This is a genomic window from Chondromyces apiculatus DSM 436, assembly GCF_000601485.1.
Lineage (GTDB): Bacteria > Myxococcota_A > Polyangia > Polyangiales > Polyangiaceae > Chondromyces > Chondromyces apiculatus.
This window is the reverse complement of the sequence record NZ_ASRX01000023.1, coordinates 105572-126023: the sequence shown is the minus strand read 5'-3', so window position 1 is coordinate 126023 and position 20452 is coordinate 105572. Positions and strand designations below refer to the sequence as shown.

Below are 20452 nucleotides of genomic sequence, written 5' to 3'. Positions count from 1 at the left end.
CAGGTCCCCGCGCCACGGCAGCAACGCTTTCCGACGTTCTTTCCGACGTTCTTTCCAACGTCCTGAGCCCAAGCCCGTGCGTGTCATCAAACCCCAGCGACTGTCGGTCCTGCAGCGCGTGTTCGAGATCCGCCAGGAGCGGTTCCTCGCCCTCGGCCTCACCGCCTACCTGCCCTTCGACGCCCCGGAGCTGCCGCTCCCGGAGGTGGCCATGTGGCAGGAGATCCCGAAGCAGCTCGGCAAGGATGTGGCCCTCGACGAGGTGCTGCCCAAGCCGCGCGGCGAGGTGCTCGTCTTCGGCAAGGCCTTCGCGCCCGGCGGGCAACCCCGCCCCGTCTTCCGCGCCCGGGTGCTGGTCGGCGGGCTTGAGAAGGTGGTGTTCGTGGTGGGGAAGCGCCGCTGGGTGCGCGGCGTCCCGAGCGAGCCGGAGCCGCTCACGGAGCTGACGCTCGGGTGGGACAAGGCCTTCGGGGGGCCGGGGTACGCGGCGAACCTCGCGGGGATGGGGATCGCGCCCGTCGAGGTGCAGGGCGAGAAGGTGCACCTGCTGCCCCAGGTGGAGGATCCGCGACATCTGCTGAAGTCGCCCAACGATCGGCCGCCGCCCGCGGGGTTCGGGCTGCTCGACCCCACCGCGCCCGAGCGGAGCACGAAGAGCGGCACGTACGACGCGGCGTGGCTGGAGAACGAGTTCCCGGGGTTCGCCAGGGATCTCGACCCGGAGTTCTTCATGGTGGCCCCGCTCGATCAGCGCCTCCCCGGCTTCTTCCAGGGCGGAGAGGCCATCGAGGTCGAGCACCTGCACCCCGAGGCCGCGATCCTGAAGAGCCACGTCCCGCACCTCACCGCGCGCTGCTTCATCGCCCGGGGTACGGAAGCCGGCGCGCTGGAGGAGGTCTCGACCCGCCTCGACACGCTGGTGCTGCTGCCGAACATCCGGCGCATGGTGGCCATCTTCCGGGGGGTGGCGCGGATCGAGACGGACGACGCCGCGGACGTGAAGTGCCTGCTCGGGGCCTTCGAGCACCGCAAGGCGCCCCGGCCGGTGGAGCATTACCAGGCGATCCACGCGCAGCGCCTCGACAAGAAGCAGGGGCTGCTCGTGGCGCTGCGCGATCGCGATCTCCTGCCAGAGGTGGATCCGGCGGCGCCGGCGCTCCCGGACGAGACGATCAGCGACATGGGCGACCTGCTCCAGCGCGAGGGCGTCTTCGAGCGGCGCTCGCGGGAGAGGGCGCAGCGCGAGCTGGACCAGGCGCGCCTGTCGGTGCGGGCCCTCGGCAAGGACCCGGATGAGCTGGGGATCGCCCGGGAAGTGCCGCCCGCCGAGGCGCCGCCGAAGCTCGACGAGCTGCCCGAGTACATGGCGCAGGTGGAGCAGGAGGCGAACCGCATCGAGGCCGAGGCCAAGGCGAAGCAGGAAGAGTCGCTGGCACAGGCGCGCCAGAAACTCGCCGAGCACGGGCTCGATCTCGACGAGGTGCTGGAGCGCGCGAAGAAGGAAGGGGGCGGTCCCCCCAAGTTCCGCGCGGACGAGCACCTCGACCGGATGCGCGAGACGGCGGCCACGGCCCGGGAGCTCGGGGCGCCCATCGAGGCGTTCGAGGCGCAGATCGAGGACCCGGCCTTCATCGCGAAGCTGCGCAAGCTGGAGGAGGCGGGGCTCGTCAGTTACCGCACGCTGGCGCACCACATGACGCCCGCGGGGGCGCTGCCCGACGAGGCGCGCGAGGCGCTCCGGCGGCGGGTGTCGGAAGCGCGGGCAGCGGGCACCTCGATGACCGGCTGGGACCTCACCGGCGCGGACCTGAGCGGGCTCGATCTGTCCCGCGCCTCCCTGAAAGAGGCGCTGCTCGAAGGGGCCGATCTGCGCGGGTGCTCGCTCGCCAGCGCAGACCTCACGGGGGCGGTGCTGGTGCGCGCCAACGTGGAGGGGGTGCGGTTCGCGGGGGCAGATCTGCAGGGCGCCAACCTGGGCGAGATCCTGGCCAGGGGGGCCGACTTCGAGGGGGCGCGCCTGGAGAAGGCCGTGCTCTACCGGGGCGAGCTGGCCCAGGCGAAGTTCCGGGGCGCGGACCTGCGCGGCGCCGACCTGTTCGAGGCGCGGCTCCCAGGCGCGGACCTCACGGGGGTGATCGCGGAGGAGGTCTTCTTCTACGAGTGCGATCTCGAAGGGGCAGTCTTCGACCGCGCCAGGTTGCCCAAGGCGACGCTGCTCCGGTGCCGCATGGCAGGCGCGAGCTTCGCCGAGGCCATCCTGGAAGGCACGGGGGCCGTGGAGGTGCAGGCGCGGGGCGCGTCATTCCGGGGGGTGCGGGCGCGGAACCTGCGCCTCGTGCTGGTGTGCGATCTCGGGAAGGCCGACTTCTCGGACGCAGAGCTCGGGTCGTCCACCCTGCGCGGGGTGCTCCTCCCCGGGGCGAACCTCGCCAGGATCCAGGCGGAAGGCTGCGACCTCAGCGAGTCCGACCTGCGCGGCGCGAAGCTCACCGGGGCGAACCTGAAGGGGGCGCGGCTGATGCGCACGGATCTCACCGAGGCCGATCTGTCGGACACGAACCTCATGGAAGCGATGCTGCAGAACGCGAAGACGGCCGGAGCGTCGTTCCAGCGCGCGAACCTGTTTCGGGCCAACTTGATGGGCGCGGTGGGCGATACGCGGACGAGCTTCCAGGGCGCCCACGTGGTGCGGACCCTGTTCCCGAGGCGCAGGTCATGAACAGAGAAGAGCTGTTCGAGCACGTGGAGAAGGCCGAGCCGGTCCTGGAGGCGGACCTCGGGGGCCTGGATCTCCGGGGCGCCGATCTCTCCGGCGCCCTGTTCGAGCGCGTCTCCTTCCGCGGCGCCGACCTCCGGGGCGCCAGGCTGCACGAGTCGGTGTTCTCCGACTGCCACTTCGAAGGGGCGCAGCTCGAAGGAGCGCGGATGCGGCACGGCACCTGGGATCGCTGCACCTTCCTGATGGCCAGGCTCCAAGATGCCGATCTCGTCGCCGCGAGCCTGGTCGAGTGCGATCTGTCGCAGGGCACGCTGGACGGGGCGAACCTGACCATCGCCAGCCTGATCAAGCCGCGCCTGGAGGCCACGAGCCTGCGCGGCGCGAACCTCGACCGGACGGCGCTCGTGGAGGCCGAGGTCGCGCGCGCGGACTTCGAGGGGGCAAACTTCCTCGGGACGGTGTTCCTGAAGGCGGCGCTGTCGACGGCGCGCCTCCGCGGGGCGCGCTTTCACAGGGCCCTGCTCATCGGCAGCGATCTGCACGGTCAGGACCTCTCCGGCATGGACCTCACCCTGACGCAGCTCATGGAGGCCAACCTCTCGGGCTGCGATCTGCGGGGCGCGAAGCTCGCCCAGGTGAGCTTCAAGGGGGCGACGCTCGCCGGCGCGAAGCTCGATGAGGCGGAGCTCGGGCGGGCTCTGTTCGTGGAAGCCGACGCGAGCGGGGCGACCCTGATCGGCGCGAAGCTCGATCAGGCGCTCTTCGTGGAGGCGCGCCTCGACGGGGCGAGCCTGGAACGGGCGAGCGCGGTGCAGGCCATCTTCCACAAGGCGCGCTGCACCGGGACGGTCTTTGCCCACGCCGATCTGACCTATGCCGACTTCTCGCATGCCGATCTCACCAGGGCAGATTTCTCCCACTGCAAGCTGTTCCGCACGCGCTTCCACCGGACGCGCGAGGAGGACACGCGGTTCACGAACCGGTCTCAGGCGCTCGGGGATGACGAGGAGCAGCGTGAGGCCGAAAAGCGCTCGGAGAGCTGATACGATCACCGTCGCGGAGACCCGGAGGCAACGATGAGAGACAACCTGGCCAGGAAGCTCGCACTACCGCCGCAAGAGGCGGCCACAGTCACGGGGATCGCGGGTCGCGTCCTGCGCGTCCGCTCGGGCTCCGGCGAGTTCGAGGCGCGGCGCGCCGCGAGCTGCCTGCTCGATCCAGGGCTCGGCGACCTGGTGCTGCTGGCCCACCACGAGCGCGGCTCGCACGTGCTCGCGGTGCTGGAGCGCGACGAGGAGGCCCCCGCGCGGCTCTCCGCCGACGGTGATCTCGAGATCGCCGCGGCCTCAGGGCGGGTGACGGTGAGCGGGCGTGACGGGATCGACATGCTCACGCCTGGCGAGGCGGTGCTCGCCGCAGGCACGGCGCGGGTGTCATCGCAGCGCGCGGACGCCTCGATCGGGGTCCTCAACTACCTCGGCGACCAGGTGACCGCGCAGGTGGACCGGGTGAAGACCGTGGCGCAGTCGGTGGAGACCGTGGCCAGCCGCCTGGTGCAGCGCCTCGACCGGGCCTACCGCTTCATCGCCCGCTCCGAGACGGTGCGCGCCGAGTACGTGGAGGTCGAGGCGCGCGCCGCCTACGTCGTGAAGTCCGAGACCACGCTGATGAACAGCGCGGCCCTCACCAAGATCGACAGCTCGCAGATCCACCTGGGCTGAAAGGACGACCATGTTCGCGAACTCGCAGATGATGGGCATGTCCGTGGGCTTCCCCGACGTGTGCCTGACGCCCCCCGTGCCGGTCCCCATCCCCTACCCCAACATCGCCGCCCAGCCGATGGGCGTGCCTGCGGCCTACAACGTGCTGTTCATGTGCACGCCGGCGCACAACATGGCGACGACGGTGCCGCTCACGAACGGTGACAACACCGGCGTCGCGCTGGGCGTGGCTTCCGGGATGGTGATGGGCCCGTCCCGCCACGTGACCGCCGCGTTCACCGTGCTCGCCGGGGGCATTCCCGCGACGCGCCTGACGAGCATGACCATCACCAACTCCACCAACTGCCCCGCCGTGTCCGTGGTGCCGAGCCAGGTGAAGGTGCTGCTGCTCGCGCCCTGACAATGAGGCCGTCGGCGGGCGGGGTCGGGGACCGTCAGGGATCCTGGAGGTAGACGGCGAGCGAAGCGATACGCTCTCCCTCGTGAGCGCGCTCGATCTTGAGGCTCAGGCTGCCACACAGGGCCGTCCGCTGGATCTGCAGATACTGTTCGCTGGTGCCGCGGAGGATCGGCTTCCCCTTGGCATCTTCGACGGTGAACGCCAGGCCGCCTCCGCTGAGCGCGGAGGTCTTGACCGCGATCCGCTGCTCCGGACGCACGGCCCTGCGCGCGATGTCTTTCATGCGCCAGCATTGCCTCTCCCGCGGGGAACGGCGGTCACTGATGCAGATCGAGGCCTCGGGCTGCGTGTCCGCCATGTCCCTCCTGGTCCCGTCGCTCCAGTCGTGCACGACGACAGGGAGCAACCACCAGGAGCGCTCCGGCAACACGGCCTCGCAGTCCTTCATGTGCATCGTGCAGGAACGACCGGACCTGCATTTCCCGTCGCTCTGGCAGCATGGGGTAGGCGCTGGCAGCACGAGAAGGGTCGAGGAGGTGGCGCTGTCGGCGGTCACCGCGGAGGCCTGCTCGGGAGAGTCTTGCTGCAACGACGTGGGCTCCAGGGATCCTGAAGCCGGCAGAGCGGTGCCGATCGCTGGCGAGGGCGGCGGCGCGGAGGACTGGCGTGTCGACGTCTCCGAGCCGACCCCGGTGAACGAGGACGGCCCGCGGAACCGCTCCGGCGCGACGATCCACGCGGCGACAACAGCCGTGCCCCCCAGGACGAGCACGGCGCCAAGTGCGGCATGAACGCGGCGCGCGGGGCGGTCCGGTGTCCGAACAGTCGCCGATTCGAGGGTGGGTTCGGGCGTGGAGAGGCGCACGGGCGGCACCGGCATGGGTGTGGTCGAGTCGCGGGTGTCCGTCAGGGCGGATGGCAGGGGGGTGGGCGTCGGGCGGGATGCACGAGGCCCGGATAGGGGAGCGCTGATCGGAGGCGAAGAAGGGGCGGTGATGACCGGTGTGGCGGGCCTGGAGGCAGGCAGCGCGCTGGGGGGAGGCGAGGGAGTCGATACCCGCGGGCGCGAGGCGCGGGGATGAGGCCGCGGTGTGGAGGGCTCTGGCTGCGGAGAGGAGCGTCGCTCCGAGGCGCCAGGGAGGGGGGTGGTGTCGAACGCCCCGTGTGCCTCCAGGAGGGCGAGGACGGCAGCCCCCGTGGCAGGACGATCGGCGGGGTCAAGGGCGAGACACGCGCGGATGGCGGTGCCCCAGGGCTCCTCCATGCCGAGCGGGGGCCAGGGGCGCTTGCCGTCGTGGGCATCCTTGTAGGCCTTGGCGAGGTCGGGGCCCAAGGTCTCCCGAGGGAGCCCCGTGGGGTGGGCCCTGAGCAGCAGTTCCCAGGCGACGACGCCGAGAGCAAAGAGGTCGCGCCCGAACTCCTGAGGCTTCACCGGCCAGAAGCCGGGGAGGAGGATCTCGGGAGGGAGGTAAGTGCGGGTGCCGATGAAGCCGCCGGACGTGGTGAGTGGATGGGGGTTGCCAGCCGGGACAGCGATGCCGAAGTCGAGGAGCTTCACCGCTCCAGGGGCGCGGGGCGCGTCCCAGAATGCGTCGGTGACGAGGATGTTGGCCGGCTTGAGGTCGCGGTGCACGACGCCACGGTCGTGAATGTGGGCGAGGACGTCGACCAGATGCCCGAGGATGGCGCGACGGTGGCCCTGGCCGAGGCCCGGGCCGGCGGCGACCTCGGCGAGCGACTGGCCGCTCTGGTAGTCGAAGACGAGGCCGAGGAGATCCTGGCTGGGGTCCTCGAACAGTTCGCGGCACGGGATGAGGGCAGGATGCGTGATGTTGCGGATGGCGCGGGCCTCGCGGCGCGCGCGCTCGGCGGCCGAACGCTCGATGTCGGGGACAAAGAAGATCTTGAGGGCGCGGGTGGCGCCGCCATCGAGAGGGTCGGTAACCTTCCAGACCTCCCCCTGCCCTCCGTGACCGAGGGGCTCCTCCAGGGTGAAGCGGTTGATCCGGATCCCGGGCCGAAGCTCCATGCAAGGATTGTCGTATCGCAGGTCGAGGGCGGGCTGAAGACGGCTGGAGTCAGGGGTTTGGCCTCCAGCCGATGGTCCGTTCAGGGTATCCTTCGCGATGGATGCCCGTGCCTGGTCCCTACACGCCCGGAAGTCTCCCTGGGCGCCTCACCCGGCACGAGGAGCGCCGCCAGGCAGGAGTTCCTACGCTGTCATGGCTGGCGGGGCCCCCGGCCCTGGGCGCGCGGGCGTGGGGCTCCTGGGCAGAGGCCGCGGGGCGCGAGGTTGCGGTCGTGCACACGCCGGACGCGGCCGAGGTGGTGCATGCGTGGACCCAGGCGGCTGCGCGACGGCAGGATCTGAGGGCGCTGGCGGCTGCGGTCGTGGGAGAGGCGCTCGGGACGCCCGGCGAGGCGCTGCGAAGGCAGCTCGACCGGGCCACCACGTTCGAACGTGGACGGCTGCTCCGGCGCGGCACCGAGAGGCTGGAGCCAGAGGTCTCGACGGTGTGTCTGGCGCTGCTCCACGAGCCCGACACGCTGGGCCTCCAGGGGGCCACGGCGGTAGGGGCCGCCGGAGCACAGGCCACGCACGATGCCGGGGAGGCGGAGGGCCCCGAGGCCTGGCTCGGAGCGGTCCTTTCGCGCTTACGTGAAGGTGGGACCGCGCCCGCGGGCCGCGCGGGCTGGGGAACGCTCGGAGCACTCGCGCGCCTGATGCTGCCAGGGAGCACTCCGGCGCTGCTGTTCGTGGCTCGTGGAGCGTCCTCGCCAGGGTGGCTCGGCGACGTGGCGAGGGTGGCGATGACTCTGCTGGAGGCGCAACCGCAGCTCTCCGTGGCCGTGGCCTCCGAGAAGCCGGTCTCCGCGCTCCCGCCGTCGCGCGCGAGAGCCCTGCTGCAAGAGGGGGAAATCGCCGTGAGAGGCCTGGGGGCCGTGGAGATCGGCGCCGCGCTCGCAGCAGCGGGCGTGCCGGCAGGAGATGCGCCCGCGGCCGTCATCGCGCGGTTGGTGCAGGATGGAGCGGATCCGCCGCTGGTGACGCTCTATGCGCGCGTGGCGGCCGAAGTCGCGGGCGTCGCCCGCAGCACGGGGCCCGACGCCGGGAGCAAGGCCCGGAGCGCGGCGGAGCAGTTCCTTTACGAACGGCTGGCGTCGCTTCCCGCGACGGCAGGGCTGTTCGCGCTCAACGCGCCGGCCGGGTTCCGTTTCGGCGGGCGTGAGGCCGAGGTGGATCTGCTGGCGCGGGGCCCGAAGATCGCCGTGGAGATCGACGGCTACTTCCATTTCCAGAGCCCCGAGGCGTACCGGCGTGACCGGCGCAAGGACGTGGTGCTGCAGCGGAACGGCTACGTGGTGCTGCGTTTCCTGGCGGAGGACGTGGTGGCGCGGCTGGAGGAGATCCTCGACACCATCACCGCCGTGGTGGGCGAGCGGGTGGCGTGGGGGCCGTGAACGGAAGGGCGAGCAACCGAGGATCGATATGGCAAAGCCGATGAATCCTGCACTCTCAAGGTTGGCGCAGCTCGCGCTGGTGTGGGTGCTTTCAAGGCCGCGTGGGGAAGGTCGCGTCGGCGACCTGCGGCGAGGCCTGCAGAGCACCTGCAAGCACCTGGGGAGCTGGAAAGACCAGCTCGACGACGCCATGTTGACGCTGGAGCGCGCAGGGCTGGTGATCTGTGAGGGCAGGACCCTGCGCCTGACCGAGGCGGGGCGGCGGCAGGGGCTCGCGGCGCTGGGGGTCGAGGCGCTGCCCGCGAGGGCGAGCTGGAAGACGTTGAGGCAAGACTATCTGGTGCCGCGGCTGCTCGGGGCAAGCCCCCGGCGGACGCTGAAGCGCGGGGGCAAGCCCGCCACGACGCCGGGAGAGGCGCTGGTGGGGGCCATTCTCGCGCGCCATGAGGGGCTCGCGCTGGGCGAGTCCCCCAGCGGAGCGGCGACACAGAATGCGCTGGCCTGGAGGGCGCTCGGCGTCGAGAGCACCAAGCCGTTCAACCGTGAGGCCGTGCTGTCGCTGACCCTCACGCACCTGCTGAGGCTGACGCGTCCGGTCGAGGCGAAGCAGGGGATGCAGATGCTGGCGGCGAAGCACGTGGGCGCGCGGCGCGGGGGGGTGGACGAGCTGCGCGGAGCCGTCGTCCGACAGTGGCTCGCAGGGCGAGACGCGGAGGAGGCCGCGGTGGCCCCGATCTCCCGGAGCGGTGAGACCGAGGGGCTCAGCGAGTTCGCGCGACAGGTGCTCGCGGCGGCGCGGGCCTCGCGGTCGGGGAGGTTCGGAGACAACAAGGTCTTCATCGCGCACGTCTACCGGGAGCTCGATCCACCGGGGCTCGACCTGGAGGCGTTCAAGGTGCGGCTCGTGGAGGCGAAGCGCGCCGGGTTGCTGTCGTTGAGCCGAGCAGATCTGGTGGAGGCAATGGCGCCCGAGGACGTGCGGCACTCGGAGGCGAGCGACCACGGAGCGCGGTTCCACTTCGTACGGCTGGAGGAGCAAAGAGCGCAATGGTGACCGGCGGCGAACAAAGGCTCGCGGTGTTCCTCTCTCCTGCCACGCTCGAGATCTTCCACTCCATCGAGCACCGGCACGAGATCTGGAAGACAGATCCGTTCGACGTGGCGTCGCTCTACACGGACGCGCGGGAGGTCTTCCACAACCTGCTCGAGCGCGCGATCACGCCTCCGGGCTTGTCGTCGGGACGCATCCTGCTCATCAAAGGAGAGTCAGGGAGCGGCAAGACGCACCTCCTGCGGACGTTCCGCAACCAGGTCCATGACGAGGGCAAGGGGTTCGTCGGGTACCTGCAGATGACCACCGCCACCGGCGACTACGGCCGCTATCTGCTCACGAACCTCATCGATTCGCTCGACCAGCCTTACCGGGAGCACCAGTCCCCGGAGTCGGGGCTCATGCGCCTCTCGCGCGCCATCGCCTCCCGGTGCCTCGGCCCTGGGGCGCTCGCCCGGCTTCGGAAGGACGAGGAGATCGGACAGGAAGGTCTCGACGCACTGGTGAGCGATGCCGCGGACGAACTGATCTGCCGGCCCGAATACGCTGGTGTGGATCTGAACCTGGTCCGAGCGCTCCTGTACCTGCAGTGTGACGATCCGCGCATCAAGATGCGCGTTCTCCAGTACCTGCGCTGCGAGGACCTCACCAGCGCCGACCGGAGCCGGATCGGCGGCCTCGCGCCTCGGATTCACGACGGTGACCCAGGGCGCACCGTGGAGGCGATCGGACGACTGATCTGGAGCGGTGCAGGGAGATCTCTGGTGATGTGCCTCGATCAGCTCGAGGACATCTGGAACATGGATGAGGCAGCGGTGCGCTTCCGGAAGGCCATGGGCGCCGTCTGCGATCTCGCCGATCGGGTGCCCTCGTCCATCGTGGTGATCTGCTGCCTGGAGGACTTCTACGACCAGATGCGCGAGAAGCTCACGAACTCCGCGCGCGACCGGATCGAGAAGGATCCGGCACCGATTCGCCTGAAGAGTGAACGTTCGCTGGACGAGGTGCAGCAGCTCGTCGGGCGGAGGCTCCAGTATCTCTACCAGCAACACAAGGCCCCCTTCGACGACTCCGAGCCGACGTTTCCGATCCCGCCAGCCGCAGTGGCCCGCTGGGAGACCCTGCCGACCCGGGAGGTGCTTGATGGAGCGCGCAAGTACCGGGAGGAGGCAGTGGCCCTGGGTAGGCTGCCCGAGGTGGGGGAGCGGTCCCCGACGCATGCCTCGACGCCGCCTCCGCCCTCGCCGCAGCCTGACATCCTCGGCCTGCAGCAAGCATGGAACGACTTCAGGGCGAGCTACAGGGGACGGCGGCCGGAGGAGGAGCAGGAGATAGAGGCCCTGCTGGGCTGGGGGATCGAGGCCTGCTCCGACGAGCTGGAGAGTGGGCACAGCTTCGTCACGCAAGCGGTGGAGGGAGGCGTGGAAGTGGACATCCGCAAGGGCGGGCAGTCCATCGAGCGGTTGCTGGTGGCCGTCTGCAACAAGAGCACGCGCGGTGGAGGGCTCGCAGGGCAGGTCGCGAAGGTGCGCAAGGAGGCGGGGGTTCGCAAGGTCGCAATCGTCAGGACCACCGAGTTCCCCTCGCAGCCCGGGTCCAAGGTCGCGGAGGAGCTGGGAAAGGTGATCGAGACGGGGGGACGGCGCGCGCTGCTTGAAGACGCCGACTGTTTGACGATGCTGGCGCTCCGCGATTTCCGGTTGAAGCACGCGGTAGCGCCAAACCTGGCGGTGTGGCTGGGCAGCGAGAACCCGCTCTCCAGGCTCCAGGTGATGCGCCAGGTGCTCGGCCTCGATCGCTTCGAACCGGCGGGCTCCGTGCCCGTGGCACCACCTCCCAGGAACCATGCGCCTGTGAGGGCAGCGCCAGAAGAACCTGCGCCCGTCAAGGCAGCGCCAGAGAAGCCCACGCCCCTCAAGGCAGCGCCCGAGAGAGCCGCGCCCGTCAGGGCAGCGCCAGGGAGACCGGCACCCGTCAGGGCAGCGCCGGAGAGAGCCGCGCCTTTCATGTCAGCGGCAGTGCCCACCTCGGCACCAGGGCCGGCTGCGCCGTCGGACGCGCAGGCGCCGCGGGTACTCCTGCTGGGCAAGACGGAGGGCATCACGCCGCAGGAGCTGACGATGCCGAGCGACGCCCTGAACAAGCATGCCGCGTTTCTCGGCGGCACGGGGAGCGGCAAGACGACGCTCGCTCTCGGCCTCGTGGAGCAGCTCCTCCTGCAGAGCGTGCCCGTGGTGCTGGTGGACCGCAAAGGCGATCTATGCCGCTACCTGCACGAGAAGGCGTGGTCGGAGCCGCTCGGCGACCCGGCGCGCGAGCAGGTGCGCCGTCGCTTGCGGGAGCGCGTGGTCCCAGCGCTCTACACCCCCGGAGGAACCGCCGGCAGGCCGTTGGGCATCACCCTGATGCCTACCGGCATCCAGGATCTGCCACCCGACGATCGGGACGAAGAAGCGACCCACGCGGCGGGGGCACTGGGCGACATGCTCGGGTACAAGCACCACGGCAGAGACCAGTCGTGCCGCGCCATCCTCGTGCAAGCGCTCAGGTTGCTGGCGAGTTCAGGGGTCCCCGGCTCCCTTGAGGCACTGGTGCGGTTCATCGACGATCAGGATCCGGCGCTGGTCTCGGCCATCGGGCGGCTCGACACGAAGCTGTTCACGAAGCTCGTGCAAGATCTCGAGACGTTCAAGCTGACCAATGTCCGACTGCTCGCTGGCGAAGGCGAGCAGCTCGACATCGACGCGCTCCTGGGGCTGGACGGGAACCTCGGGCCAGGTCGGACGCGGCTCTGCGTGGTGAGCACCAAGTTCCTCGGCGATTCTGGGAAGGTGCTGTTCTGGGTGGCGCAGCTCCTGATCCAGCTCGGGCGCTGGGCGAGCCGGCGACCTTCCCGCTCGGGGGCCTTGCAGGCGGCGATCCTGTTCGACGAGGCAGACATGTACCTGCCCGCCGTCGGCCAGCCAGCCACCAAGGCTCCCATGGAGAATCTCTTGCGGCGCGCCCGCTCCGCAGGGCTCGGGCTGCTCCTGGCCACGCAGAGCCCGGGGGATTTCGACTACCGCTGCCGTGACAACATCAATACGTGGATGCTCGGGCGGATCACGCAGCCCGTGGCCATTCAGAAGATGCGCCCGATGCTCGAAGACTCCCGCGTCGACGTGGCAGGCAAGCTCGCGGGCCGTCAGGTGGGCCAGTTCTTCCTGTTGCGCAACGGCGATGTCTCCGGGTTCACCTCAAGGCTGCCGGCCATCCTGCCCGCGCAGCTCCCCGAGGAGGAGATCCTCGCGCTCGCACGCGCTTCGCGGCGCTGACATCCCCCACCCCTTCACCTCCCTCCCCTCTTCACCTCGTCGCGCCTCAAGGTCGCTCTCGACCGGCGACGCTCTCCGGTGCGCCGGCATGCAATCGCTTCATATTCACACACGGGCTCGCCACACAGTCGTAACAGCCCCGACGCACAGTCGATGAGGTCACGAACGCTGGAGCGCAAGCATGAGATCTGGATTCTTCTACGGTGCCGCCACGGTCGCCACGCTGGCTGCCATGTCCATGGTGGGTTGCGGGGAGACAACGCCCGAGGATGGGAGCGGCGAGGGCGGGAGCACGATGACGGACACCAGCGCCGGAGGGAGCGGGGGAAGCGGGGGCGCTGGCGGGAGCGGGTCGAGCACCGCGGACGAGGATCCCGACTATGCGCGCGCGTTCCCGCAGGACCGGGTGGCGCGTCTCGATATCACCATCACCCCGGAGAACTGGCAGGCCATGGTCGATGACATGACCAGCCTGGTCGGGGAGTTCGGTCAGGGTATGGGCGGGCCCGGTGGACCCGGTGGCCCTGACGGGCCTGGCGGCGGTGGTCCGCCCCAGGAGCTCATCGACGCCTGCGACGGGCTCGCGGTGGACGAGGCGTGCACGGCGACCCTGAACGGCAATCCCATCACCGGCACCTGCATGGAGACGCCCGATGGAGCGCTGTTCTGCCGGCCCAGCGGGGGTCCGGGAGGGCCGGGCGGCAGCGGTGGGATCGATCTGATCGGCGGGACACCGATCTACGCCGACTGCACGGTCACGGACGGGACGCGGACGCTGGAGCACGTGGGCATCCGCTTCAAGGGGAACAACAGCCTGCAGACCTCGTGGTCGCAGGGGGTGTGGAAGCTGCCGCTGCGGCTCAACTTCGACAAGTTCGAGGACGATCACCCGGAGACGAAGAACCAGAAGTTCTACGGGTTCGAGGATCTGTCGCTGTCCAACGGGTCGTCGGATCAGTCGCTGGTGCGCGAGAAGGTGGCGATGGACGTGTTCCGGGAGGCCGGGGTGCCGGCGCCGGTGACGGCGTTCTTCCGGGTGTTCATCGATCACGGGGACGGGCCGGAGTACTTCGGGCTGTACACCGGGATGGAGCTGCCCTCGGACGAGGCGTTCCTCGATACGCAGCTCGGCGGCCACAAGGGGAACCTGTACAAGCCCGATGGCTCCGGGGCGACCTGGGCGACGTACAGCGAGACCTCGCTCGAGAAGGAGAACAACGAGACCGAGGCCGATTACTCGGACGTGCTCGCGCTGTTCGAGGCGCTGCACGCAGACCGGACCGACGCCGCCGCGTGGCGCGCAGGGCTGGAGGCGCGGCTCGATGTGGAGGGCTTCCTGCGCTACCTGGCCGTGAACACGGTGATCGAAGACTGGGATCAGTACGGCCGGATGTCGCACAACTATTACATGTATGCCGACCCGGACCGGGACGCGCAGCTCCGGTGGATCACCTGGGATCACAGCTATGCGTTCCCGACGTCGGGCGGGTCGGGCGGGGGGATGGGCGGGATGAACGCGCTGTCCCTGGCGCTCGACGAGGTGACCGATCAGTGGCCGCTCATTCGCTACCTCCTGGACGATGCGGTGTACGTCGAGATGTACCGCGGGCTCCTGCAGGAGACCGTGGAGGACGCCTACGAGCCCGGCGCAGCGGCAGCGCGGTTCGAGGCGGCGCACACGTTGATCGCCCCGTACGTGGTGGGCGCGGAGGGCGAGGTGGAAGGGCACACGTTCGTGCAGTCCGAGACGTCGTTCACGCAGGCGCTCCCGGCGCTCATCGAGCACGCGAGCAGCCGTGAGCAGGACGTGACCACGCTCCTCGGCCCCTGACGCGATCTCGCCCGATCTCCGGGGCGATGGGCGCCAGGACCGAAAGGTCCCCCTCGCCTCGGGCTTGTGTCGAGGTGTGCCAGGAGCATGGCGCGCGCACCATCCATTGCGATGCGCATTCACCATTGTCCGACTGTGGCATGGAACTTGGATACTTGGACAGAGGATCCATGGCAATGATCTGAGGCGCAGGGACAGATCTGGAGAGCCGCGCCGCGAGACGCCTGGAGCACCACCCGACACACCATGGATATGATCGATCTGCTCGAACCCCTCACCCGGGGGGATGTCTTCGAATGGCGCAAGGCCGTGGTGTCGCTGCTGCTGGCCTTCGGGCTGGGGCAGGCCATCGCCGCCGTGTACATGGTGACCTTCCGGGGCCTCTCGTACGCGCGGTCGACGGTGCACGGGATGGCAATGGGGAGCGTCATCACCTGCATGCTGATGCTGGCGATCGGCACCAGCATCGCGGCGGGGATCGGGGTCGCCGGGGGGCTGAGCGTGGTGCGGTTCAGGACGACGATGCGCGATCCTCGCGACATCATCTTCGTGTTCGCGGCGCTCGGGGTGGGGATGGCGTGCGGGCTGACCGCGTACGGGACGGCCATTGTGGGGGCGGTGGTCTTCGGGGGCGGCGCGCTGTTCCTGAACGCCACGGGCTACGGGACGCGGCGACAACCCGACGGGCTGCTTCGTTTCACGGCGCCCTCGGGGAAGCAGGTGGAGGACGCACTCGCCACAATCCTGCGGGAGCACTGCCGGTCCTTCTCGCTGGTCACCCTGCGCGAGGCGGCCCAGGGGACGCTGATGGAGCACGCCTACCAGATCACGGTGCGCGCCCCCGAGCTGCGCTCGCCGCTCGTGTCACGCCTGCAGGCGATTCCGGGCGTGCAGGATGTGGCCCTGCTGCTGCAGGAGCCCACCCTGGATCTCTGAGCGGCGCCTCCGCCAGGCTGCGGGCAAGGACTCTTCGAGGAATGCGCAGGGAACCGTCATGAGGATGTCTCATCGCGTGCGAGGGCTGCTGGAGGACGCCATGCCCTGGCTCGGGCTGGTGGCGACGCTGGGGCTAGCAGCAGCGTTCTACGTGGGCGGCGACGATGAGCGCGGGCACCTCGTCGGGTTCGAGCAGGCCGCGCTGGAGGCGCTCTCGCCGGTCGAGACCGGCAAGGTGGCGTCGATCCTGGTGCGCCTCGACGAGGAGGTGGCGCCGGGGCAGGTGGTGGCGACGCTGGACACCTCGGTGATCGACGCGGAGATCGCGGTCGCCAGGGCCGAGGCGGGGCAGCTCGAGGCCGAAGGGCGGGCGGATCAGTCGCTGCTCGCGGAGGAGCGGGACACGCACCTGGAGGAGCTGCGGCGCGAGCTGTCGCGGCAGCGGGAGGAGCAGCTCCAGGCGAGCGCGGAGGCGAAGGCGCTGGGCGAGCAGGTGGAGCGGGTCAAGAAGCTCGTGGACGACCACGTGGCGGTGGTCGGCGATCTGACGAAGCTCGACGTGCAACACTCGGCGGTGAAGGCGCTCGCGGCGGAGAAGCCGAAGACCATCGCCCTCCTGTCGAGGCAGATCGAGGCCGCCGAGAAGCGGCAGCGGGCAGCGCGGGAAGAGCCCGACGGGGCGGCGCCGGCGGCGCCGGCAGCGGCGAAGCTCGCAGCGGACCTGCTCGTGGCGCGACGGAACGTGGAGCTGCTGGAGCAGCGGCGCGCGGGGTACGTGCTCCGGGCGATGCACGGGGGGCGGGTCGCGGGGATCGACAAGCAGGTGGGCAACGTGGCGGTGCCCGGGGAGCCGGTGGTGCGCGTGGTGAGCGCCCGGGGCAATGTGGTGGCCTGCGTGCCCGAGCGGTCGGCGCTGGGGCTCTCGGTGGGCGACACGGCGCGGCTGTGGATCCGCGGTCAGGGGAGCGAGCCGTTCACGGGCAAGGTGGTGGCGCTGGGGCCGGTGGTGGCCGAGCTGCCGATGCGGTGCTGGCCGTCACCCAAGCTCCCGCTCTGGGGACGCGAGGTCAGCGTGGCGCTGGACGGGCGGGTGAGCATGCTCGCGGGGCAGTCGTTCGACATCGTGTTCAGGTCCACGCACGGGGGAGACGTGGGAGACGCGGGAGAGGCGCTGGCCGCGACGCCTCTGCCAGGAGCGAGGTCGGTCGCGGCACTGGCCGCGGCGCCCGGGGTGACCGCGCCCCACGGCGGTGCGGTGGTGGCGCCGGCAGCGGGGGGGGCGACGGCGGCGACGACGGCGACGGCGGGGGCGACGGCAGGGGGGCTGCCGGTGACGCCGCCAGTGACGCTGCCGGTGGCGCTGCCGATGACGGTGCCGACGGCGCTCACGGCCCGCTCGCGGTTCGAGCCTTCAGGGGTCCTGCAGCGGCCCGGGGAAGGGCGCTACCTGCTGGTCAGTGACGATACGGGGCTCGACAAGACCGAGAGCGAGTCGGCGCCCTGGCTGTTCGCGATGTCGCCAGGCGGCGTGGTGGACGCCGAGCCGCTGGTGGTGGCGGGCGTGGCGTCGCTGGTCGACGTGGAGGGCATCACCGCGGGCGATGGGGACGCGGTGTACGTGCTCTCGTCGCAGAGCTACAGCAAGAAGGGGAAGCGCAAGTCGGCGCGGACCGCGCTGCTCCGCCTGCGCCCGGAAGGTCAGGGGTTCCGGGTCGACGGGGAGGCGCACCTCGCCGAGATGTTCGACGCGAGCCCGGCAAAGGCTGCGGAGCTGGGGCTCGCGGCGGGGACGCGGGAGCTGGATCTGGAGGGGCTCGCGTTCCACCAGGGCGCGCTCTACGTGGGGGTGAAGGCGCCCCTCGACGCCCAGGGCGAGGCGATGATCTGGAAGATCGCCGCGCCGGAGGCGCTGTTCCGCGGCAGAGTCGCGGCGGGCGGGGTCGCGGCGGGTGGAGGCAAGGAGAAGGGCAAGAAGCGCGGGGCGGAGGTGGTGGACGTGGGCCTGCTCGGGTCGGCGGGGGTGTCGCCGTGGGCGCACGCACGGGTGGATGTGGAGATCGGGGGAAAGGTGACGCCGGGAGGGATCTCGGATCTGCAGTTCCTGGCCGATGGCTCGCTGGCGATCACCTCCACTCCCTCGACGGCGGAGGGCGACGCGGGGGCGCTGTGGCGGGTGGACGCGCCGCAGGGGGGCGCGATGGCGCCGCGGCTGGTGGCGCGGTTCCCAGGGATGAAGCCCGAGGGCGTCGCGGCGTCGCTGTCGCCTGGCAAGGTGATGGTGGTGTTCGACGCGGGGAGCAGGACGCCCTCATTTCAGGAGGTGCCGTGGACGCGCTGAGGCGAGCGCTGCGGGCGCTGGGTCGGCGGTCTGCGAGAGCCCGCGCAGCCCGCGCTCCGGCGCTGGGGCTGCTGGGGGCGGCGCTCGCCGGGTGTTACATGCCGCTCGGCGGGTCGGGGTCGGAGAGAGCGCTCGCGGCGTACCGGGAGGACCACGCCCGCGCGGTGGTGCTGGAGGTGCACCAGCGCGGCGGGAAGGCCGAGGGGCAGGGGCGGCGGGCCGGGGGGAGGCTGCCCGCGTCGGGCGCGCTGACGGTGGAGCAGGCGGTGGTGGCGGCGCAGGAGAACAGCCCGCGGATGCAGGAGATGCGGGCGCGCGCCGAGGCGGCCAGGGCGGCGATCGATGCGTGGAGCCACATGGCGAACCCGGAGCTGCGCATCCAGCAGGGTCGGCTGGACCAGTACTTGAACGGGCAGCCGAGGCTGGGGACCGCGGTGCGGGTGAAGCCGCTGCGGCCCGGAGAGGCCGACGCGGAGGCCGAGGTGACGCGCGCGGAGGAGGTGACAGTGGTCGCCGAGGCGCGCGCCGAGGCGCTGCTGATCGAAGCCGACGTGCGCTGGCTGTTCGACGAGCTGGGGCTGCTCACGGCGGAGATCGCCGCGGCGGACGCGGTGAGCGCGGCGCGGAAGGAGATCTCGGCCCGGGTGCAGGAGCGGCTCGCAGCTTCCATGGCGACGTCGCTCGACGAGGCCGTGGCGGCGCTCTCCGCGGCGGAGGCGGAGCAGGACGGGGTGGGTCACAGGGTGCGGCTCGCGGCGGTGCGGGGGGAGATCCTGGAGCGCGTGGGGCTCGATCCGGAGGCGTCCGTGCAGCTCATGGCGGGGGACGTGACGCGGTGGCCGCCCCCTCCCCTGCCCTCGGAGAACGTGCTGGTGGAGGCGGCGCTCCGGGACCGGGTGGAGGTGGCGACCGCGGCCGCGCAGATCGACGCGACGCACGCGATGGAGTTCATCGAGAAGCGCAGGCGCTGGCCGTGGTTCACGTTCGTGGAGGTCGGCTACCAGTTCGCGCCCAGCGTGGAGAGCGGGCGGGGGTGGACCTTCGAGCTGGGGCTGGAGCTGCCCGTCTTCAACACCCAGCGCTCGCAGGCGTCGGCCGCGGAGGCGTCGAGCCGGGCGGCAAAGAGCGCGCTCGTCGCGCAGGTGAAGCAGGTGGCGCGGGAGGTGCGGACGTGCCTGCGGGAGGTCGAGGCGGCCGAGAAGCTGGTAACGGCCTTCCGGGAGCGGGTGCTCCCGGCCGCCGAGCGCGCAGAGGCCGCGGCGCAGAAGGCGCTGGCGGGTCAGGGAATCGACGCCGTCGAAGCGCTCTCCACGCGCGAGCAGCAGCGGAGCGCGGAGCAGAAGCTGCTGGAGCTGCTGCGCCGCTACCTGGAGGGGGTGAACGAGCTGCGCCGGGCCGTGGGGGGACACCTCCCCGGCGGGGCCGAAGCGAAGTGACGGGGAACCGCCATGCGTCGTGAACTCATCGTGTTTCTCCCGCTGCTCGCCGGAAGCCAGGGTGGCTGCGTGGTCCCCGAGGAGGACGAGGCCGCCGCGGTGTTCGACAGATCCCGGCTGCACGCGATCGATCTCCTGGTCGAGAAGAGCGACCTCTCCAGCCTGGAGACGGATCTCGACGCGCGGGTGCCCTGCACGGTGCTCTACGACGGGGTGATGATCAGGGGGGCCGGTATCCGGCAGAAGGGCAATACGCTGGTGGAGTTGTCGGAGAAGCCGAGCTTCAGCGTCAAATTCGACGAGTTTGCCGACACCAAGCTGTACGGGTTGAACAAGATCCTGCTCAACAGCTCGAAGCAGGACCCCTCCTTCCTCCGGGAGCAGCTCGGGGCCGACATGTACACCCGCGCCGGGCTGCCGACGGCACGCGTGGCGCACGCACAGCTCCGCCTGAACGGCGAAGACCGGGGCATTTACGTGGTCGTCGAATCCATCGACAAGGACTTCCTCCGCCTCCATTTCGGGGAGGGCAACGAGGAGGGCAACCTCTACGAGGGCCCCTGCTGCGGCGATTTCGTCGAGGCGGGGAGCGAGATCGAGCTGAAGGACGAGGACGAGGGGAGGAGCCGGGACGATCTCGAGGCGCTCGCCGAGGTGGTGGTGGAGACCCCCGACGAGGTGCTGGAGCTGATGCTGGACCAGCACCTGGACCTCGACGGGTTCATCACCAGCTATGCGCTGGAGGCGGCGCTCGGCCACTGGGACGGCTATGCCTACCGGGCGAACAATTACTATCTCTATCACGACCCTGGCAGCGGGCGGTTCGTGTTCATTCCCCACGGGATGGACAGGGTGCTGGAAGAGGCCGATTTCGACCCCGAGTCGGAGCTGGCCGCGCTTCTTCCCCGGCGCGTCCGGGCGATAGAGGCGCTCGACGCGCAGTTCGACGAGGCATTCACGCGGGTCGTGACGGAGGTGTGGGACGAGGCGGCCATGGCAGAGACCATCGCGCAGGCCTCGGCGGTGGTGGGTTCGGCCCTCGCGGGTGCGAAGGCGGACGACGATCTCGCCGGGTTCAACGCCGAGGTAGAGGCGCTGGAGGAGACGCTGGCGCTACGCCGGTCTCTGCTGGAGCCGTCGCTCCGGTGCGGGGATGGACAGCTCGGGGGTCTTGAGACGTGTGACGATGGGAACGAGGCTGAGGGTGACGGGTGCAGTGCACGCTGCCGCGTGGAGCCGTGAGG

At 70.6% G+C, this 20452-nt stretch carries 14 protein-coding genes; 12 read left to right on the top strand and 2 right to left on the bottom strand.

What is annotated here, in order from left to right; genetic code table 11:
• The first annotated feature begins 76 nt into the window (after window positions 1-76).
• Genes CAP_RS54985 through CAP_RS16755 form a run of 4 tightly spaced genes read left to right on the top strand, consistent with a single transcriptional unit; the run spans window position 77 to window position 4840 of the window.
• Entirely contained in the window at window positions 77-2719 is a 2643-nt protein-coding gene (locus CAP_RS54985) for a DUF2169 family type VI secretion system accessory protein (protein ID WP_044241724.1), read from the top strand.
• Window positions 2716-3762: a pentapeptide repeat-containing protein gene (locus CAP_RS16765; RefSeq protein WP_044241723.1), complete on the top strand. Its 1047-nt coding sequence runs from the start codon at window positions 2716-2718 to the stop codon at window positions 3760-3762. The genes CAP_RS54985 and CAP_RS16765 overlap by 4 nt, the downstream gene beginning before the upstream one ends.
• Before the next feature lie 33 nt (window positions 3763-3795).
• The gene (locus CAP_RS16760) at window positions 3796-4440 is read left to right on the top strand and encodes a DUF3540 domain-containing protein (RefSeq protein ID WP_044241722.1); all 645 of its coding nucleotides are present in this window, start codon (window positions 3796-3798) and stop codon (window positions 4438-4440) included.
• Window positions 4441-4450: 10 nt separating this feature from the next.
• Window positions 4451-4840, top strand: a complete 390-nt coding sequence (locus tag CAP_RS16755; RefSeq protein ID WP_044241721.1) for a DUF4150 domain-containing protein — start codon at window positions 4451-4453, stop codon at window positions 4838-4840.
• Window positions 4841-4874: 34 nt separating this feature from the next.
• Here the strand turns inward: CAP_RS16755 and CAP_RS16750 are convergent, their stop codons facing one another.
• Window positions 4875-6869 (bottom strand): serine/threonine-protein kinase, encoded by a 1995-nt coding sequence (locus tag CAP_RS16750; protein WP_044241720.1) that lies wholly within the window; start codon window positions 6867-6869, stop codon window positions 4875-4877.
• A 272-nt stretch (window positions 6870-7141) separates the two neighbouring features.
• On the opposite strand from CAP_RS16750, the gene CAP_RS16745 reads away from it, so the two are divergent.
• Both CAP_RS16745 and CAP_RS16740 read left to right on the top strand, forming a co-directional pair.
• Window positions 7142-8302 (top strand): endonuclease domain-containing protein, encoded by a 1161-nt coding sequence (locus CAP_RS16745; protein ID WP_052375408.1) that lies wholly within the window; start codon window positions 7142-7144, stop codon window positions 8300-8302.
• A gap of 40 nt (window positions 8303-8342) precedes the next feature.
• Complete coding sequence (locus CAP_RS16740) at window positions 8343-9356, top strand: hypothetical protein (protein ID WP_044241793.1); 1014 nt, start codon at window positions 8343-8345, stop codon at window positions 9354-9356.
• A 1294-nt stretch (window positions 9357-10650) separates the two neighbouring features.
• On the opposite strand, the gene CAP_RS52350 is transcribed toward CAP_RS16740, so the two are convergent.
• Window positions 10651-11361 carry a pentapeptide repeat-containing protein gene (locus CAP_RS52350; protein WP_231511531.1) on the bottom strand — a complete coding sequence of 237 codons (711 nt, stop codon included), beginning with the start codon at window positions 11359-11361 and terminating at the stop codon, window positions 10651-10653.
• On the opposite strand from CAP_RS52350, the gene CAP_RS53685 reads away from it, so the two are divergent.
• The 6 genes from CAP_RS53685 to CAP_RS44805 all read left to right on the top strand — a co-directional run bounded on the left by CAP_RS53685 (window position 11360) and on the right by CAP_RS44805 (window position 20450).
• Entirely contained in the window at window positions 11360-12667 is a 1308-nt protein-coding gene (locus tag CAP_RS53685; RefSeq protein ID WP_269324385.1) for an ATP-binding protein, read from the top strand. The two genes, CAP_RS52350 and CAP_RS53685, sit on opposite strands and share 2 nt — an antisense overlap.
• 181 nt (window positions 12668-12848) lie before the next feature.
• Entirely contained in the window at window positions 12849-14498 is a 1650-nt protein-coding gene (locus CAP_RS16730; RefSeq protein ID WP_052375406.1) for a CotH kinase family protein, read from the top strand.
• Between the two features lie 246 nt (window positions 14499-14744).
• Window positions 14745-15434, top strand: a complete 690-nt coding sequence (locus tag CAP_RS16725) for a DUF4956 domain-containing protein (RefSeq protein ID WP_231511527.1) — start codon at window positions 14745-14747, stop codon at window positions 15432-15434.
• A gap of 76 nt (window positions 15435-15510) precedes the next feature.
• Window positions 15511-17772, top strand: a complete 2262-nt coding sequence (locus CAP_RS16720; protein WP_231511526.1) for an HlyD family secretion protein — start codon at window positions 15511-15513, stop codon at window positions 17770-17772.
• Window positions 17760-19208, top strand: coding sequence for a TolC family protein (locus CAP_RS54980; RefSeq protein WP_044241717.1), 1449 nt, complete (start codon window positions 17760-17762; stop codon window positions 19206-19208). The genes CAP_RS16720 and CAP_RS54980 overlap by 13 nt, the downstream gene beginning before the upstream one ends.
• A gap of 12 nt (window positions 19209-19220) precedes the next feature.
• Complete coding sequence (locus tag CAP_RS44805; RefSeq protein WP_052375404.1) at window positions 19221-20450, top strand: CotH kinase family protein; 1230 nt, start codon at window positions 19221-19223, stop codon at window positions 20448-20450.
• Window positions 20451-20452: the final 2 nt, after the last annotated feature.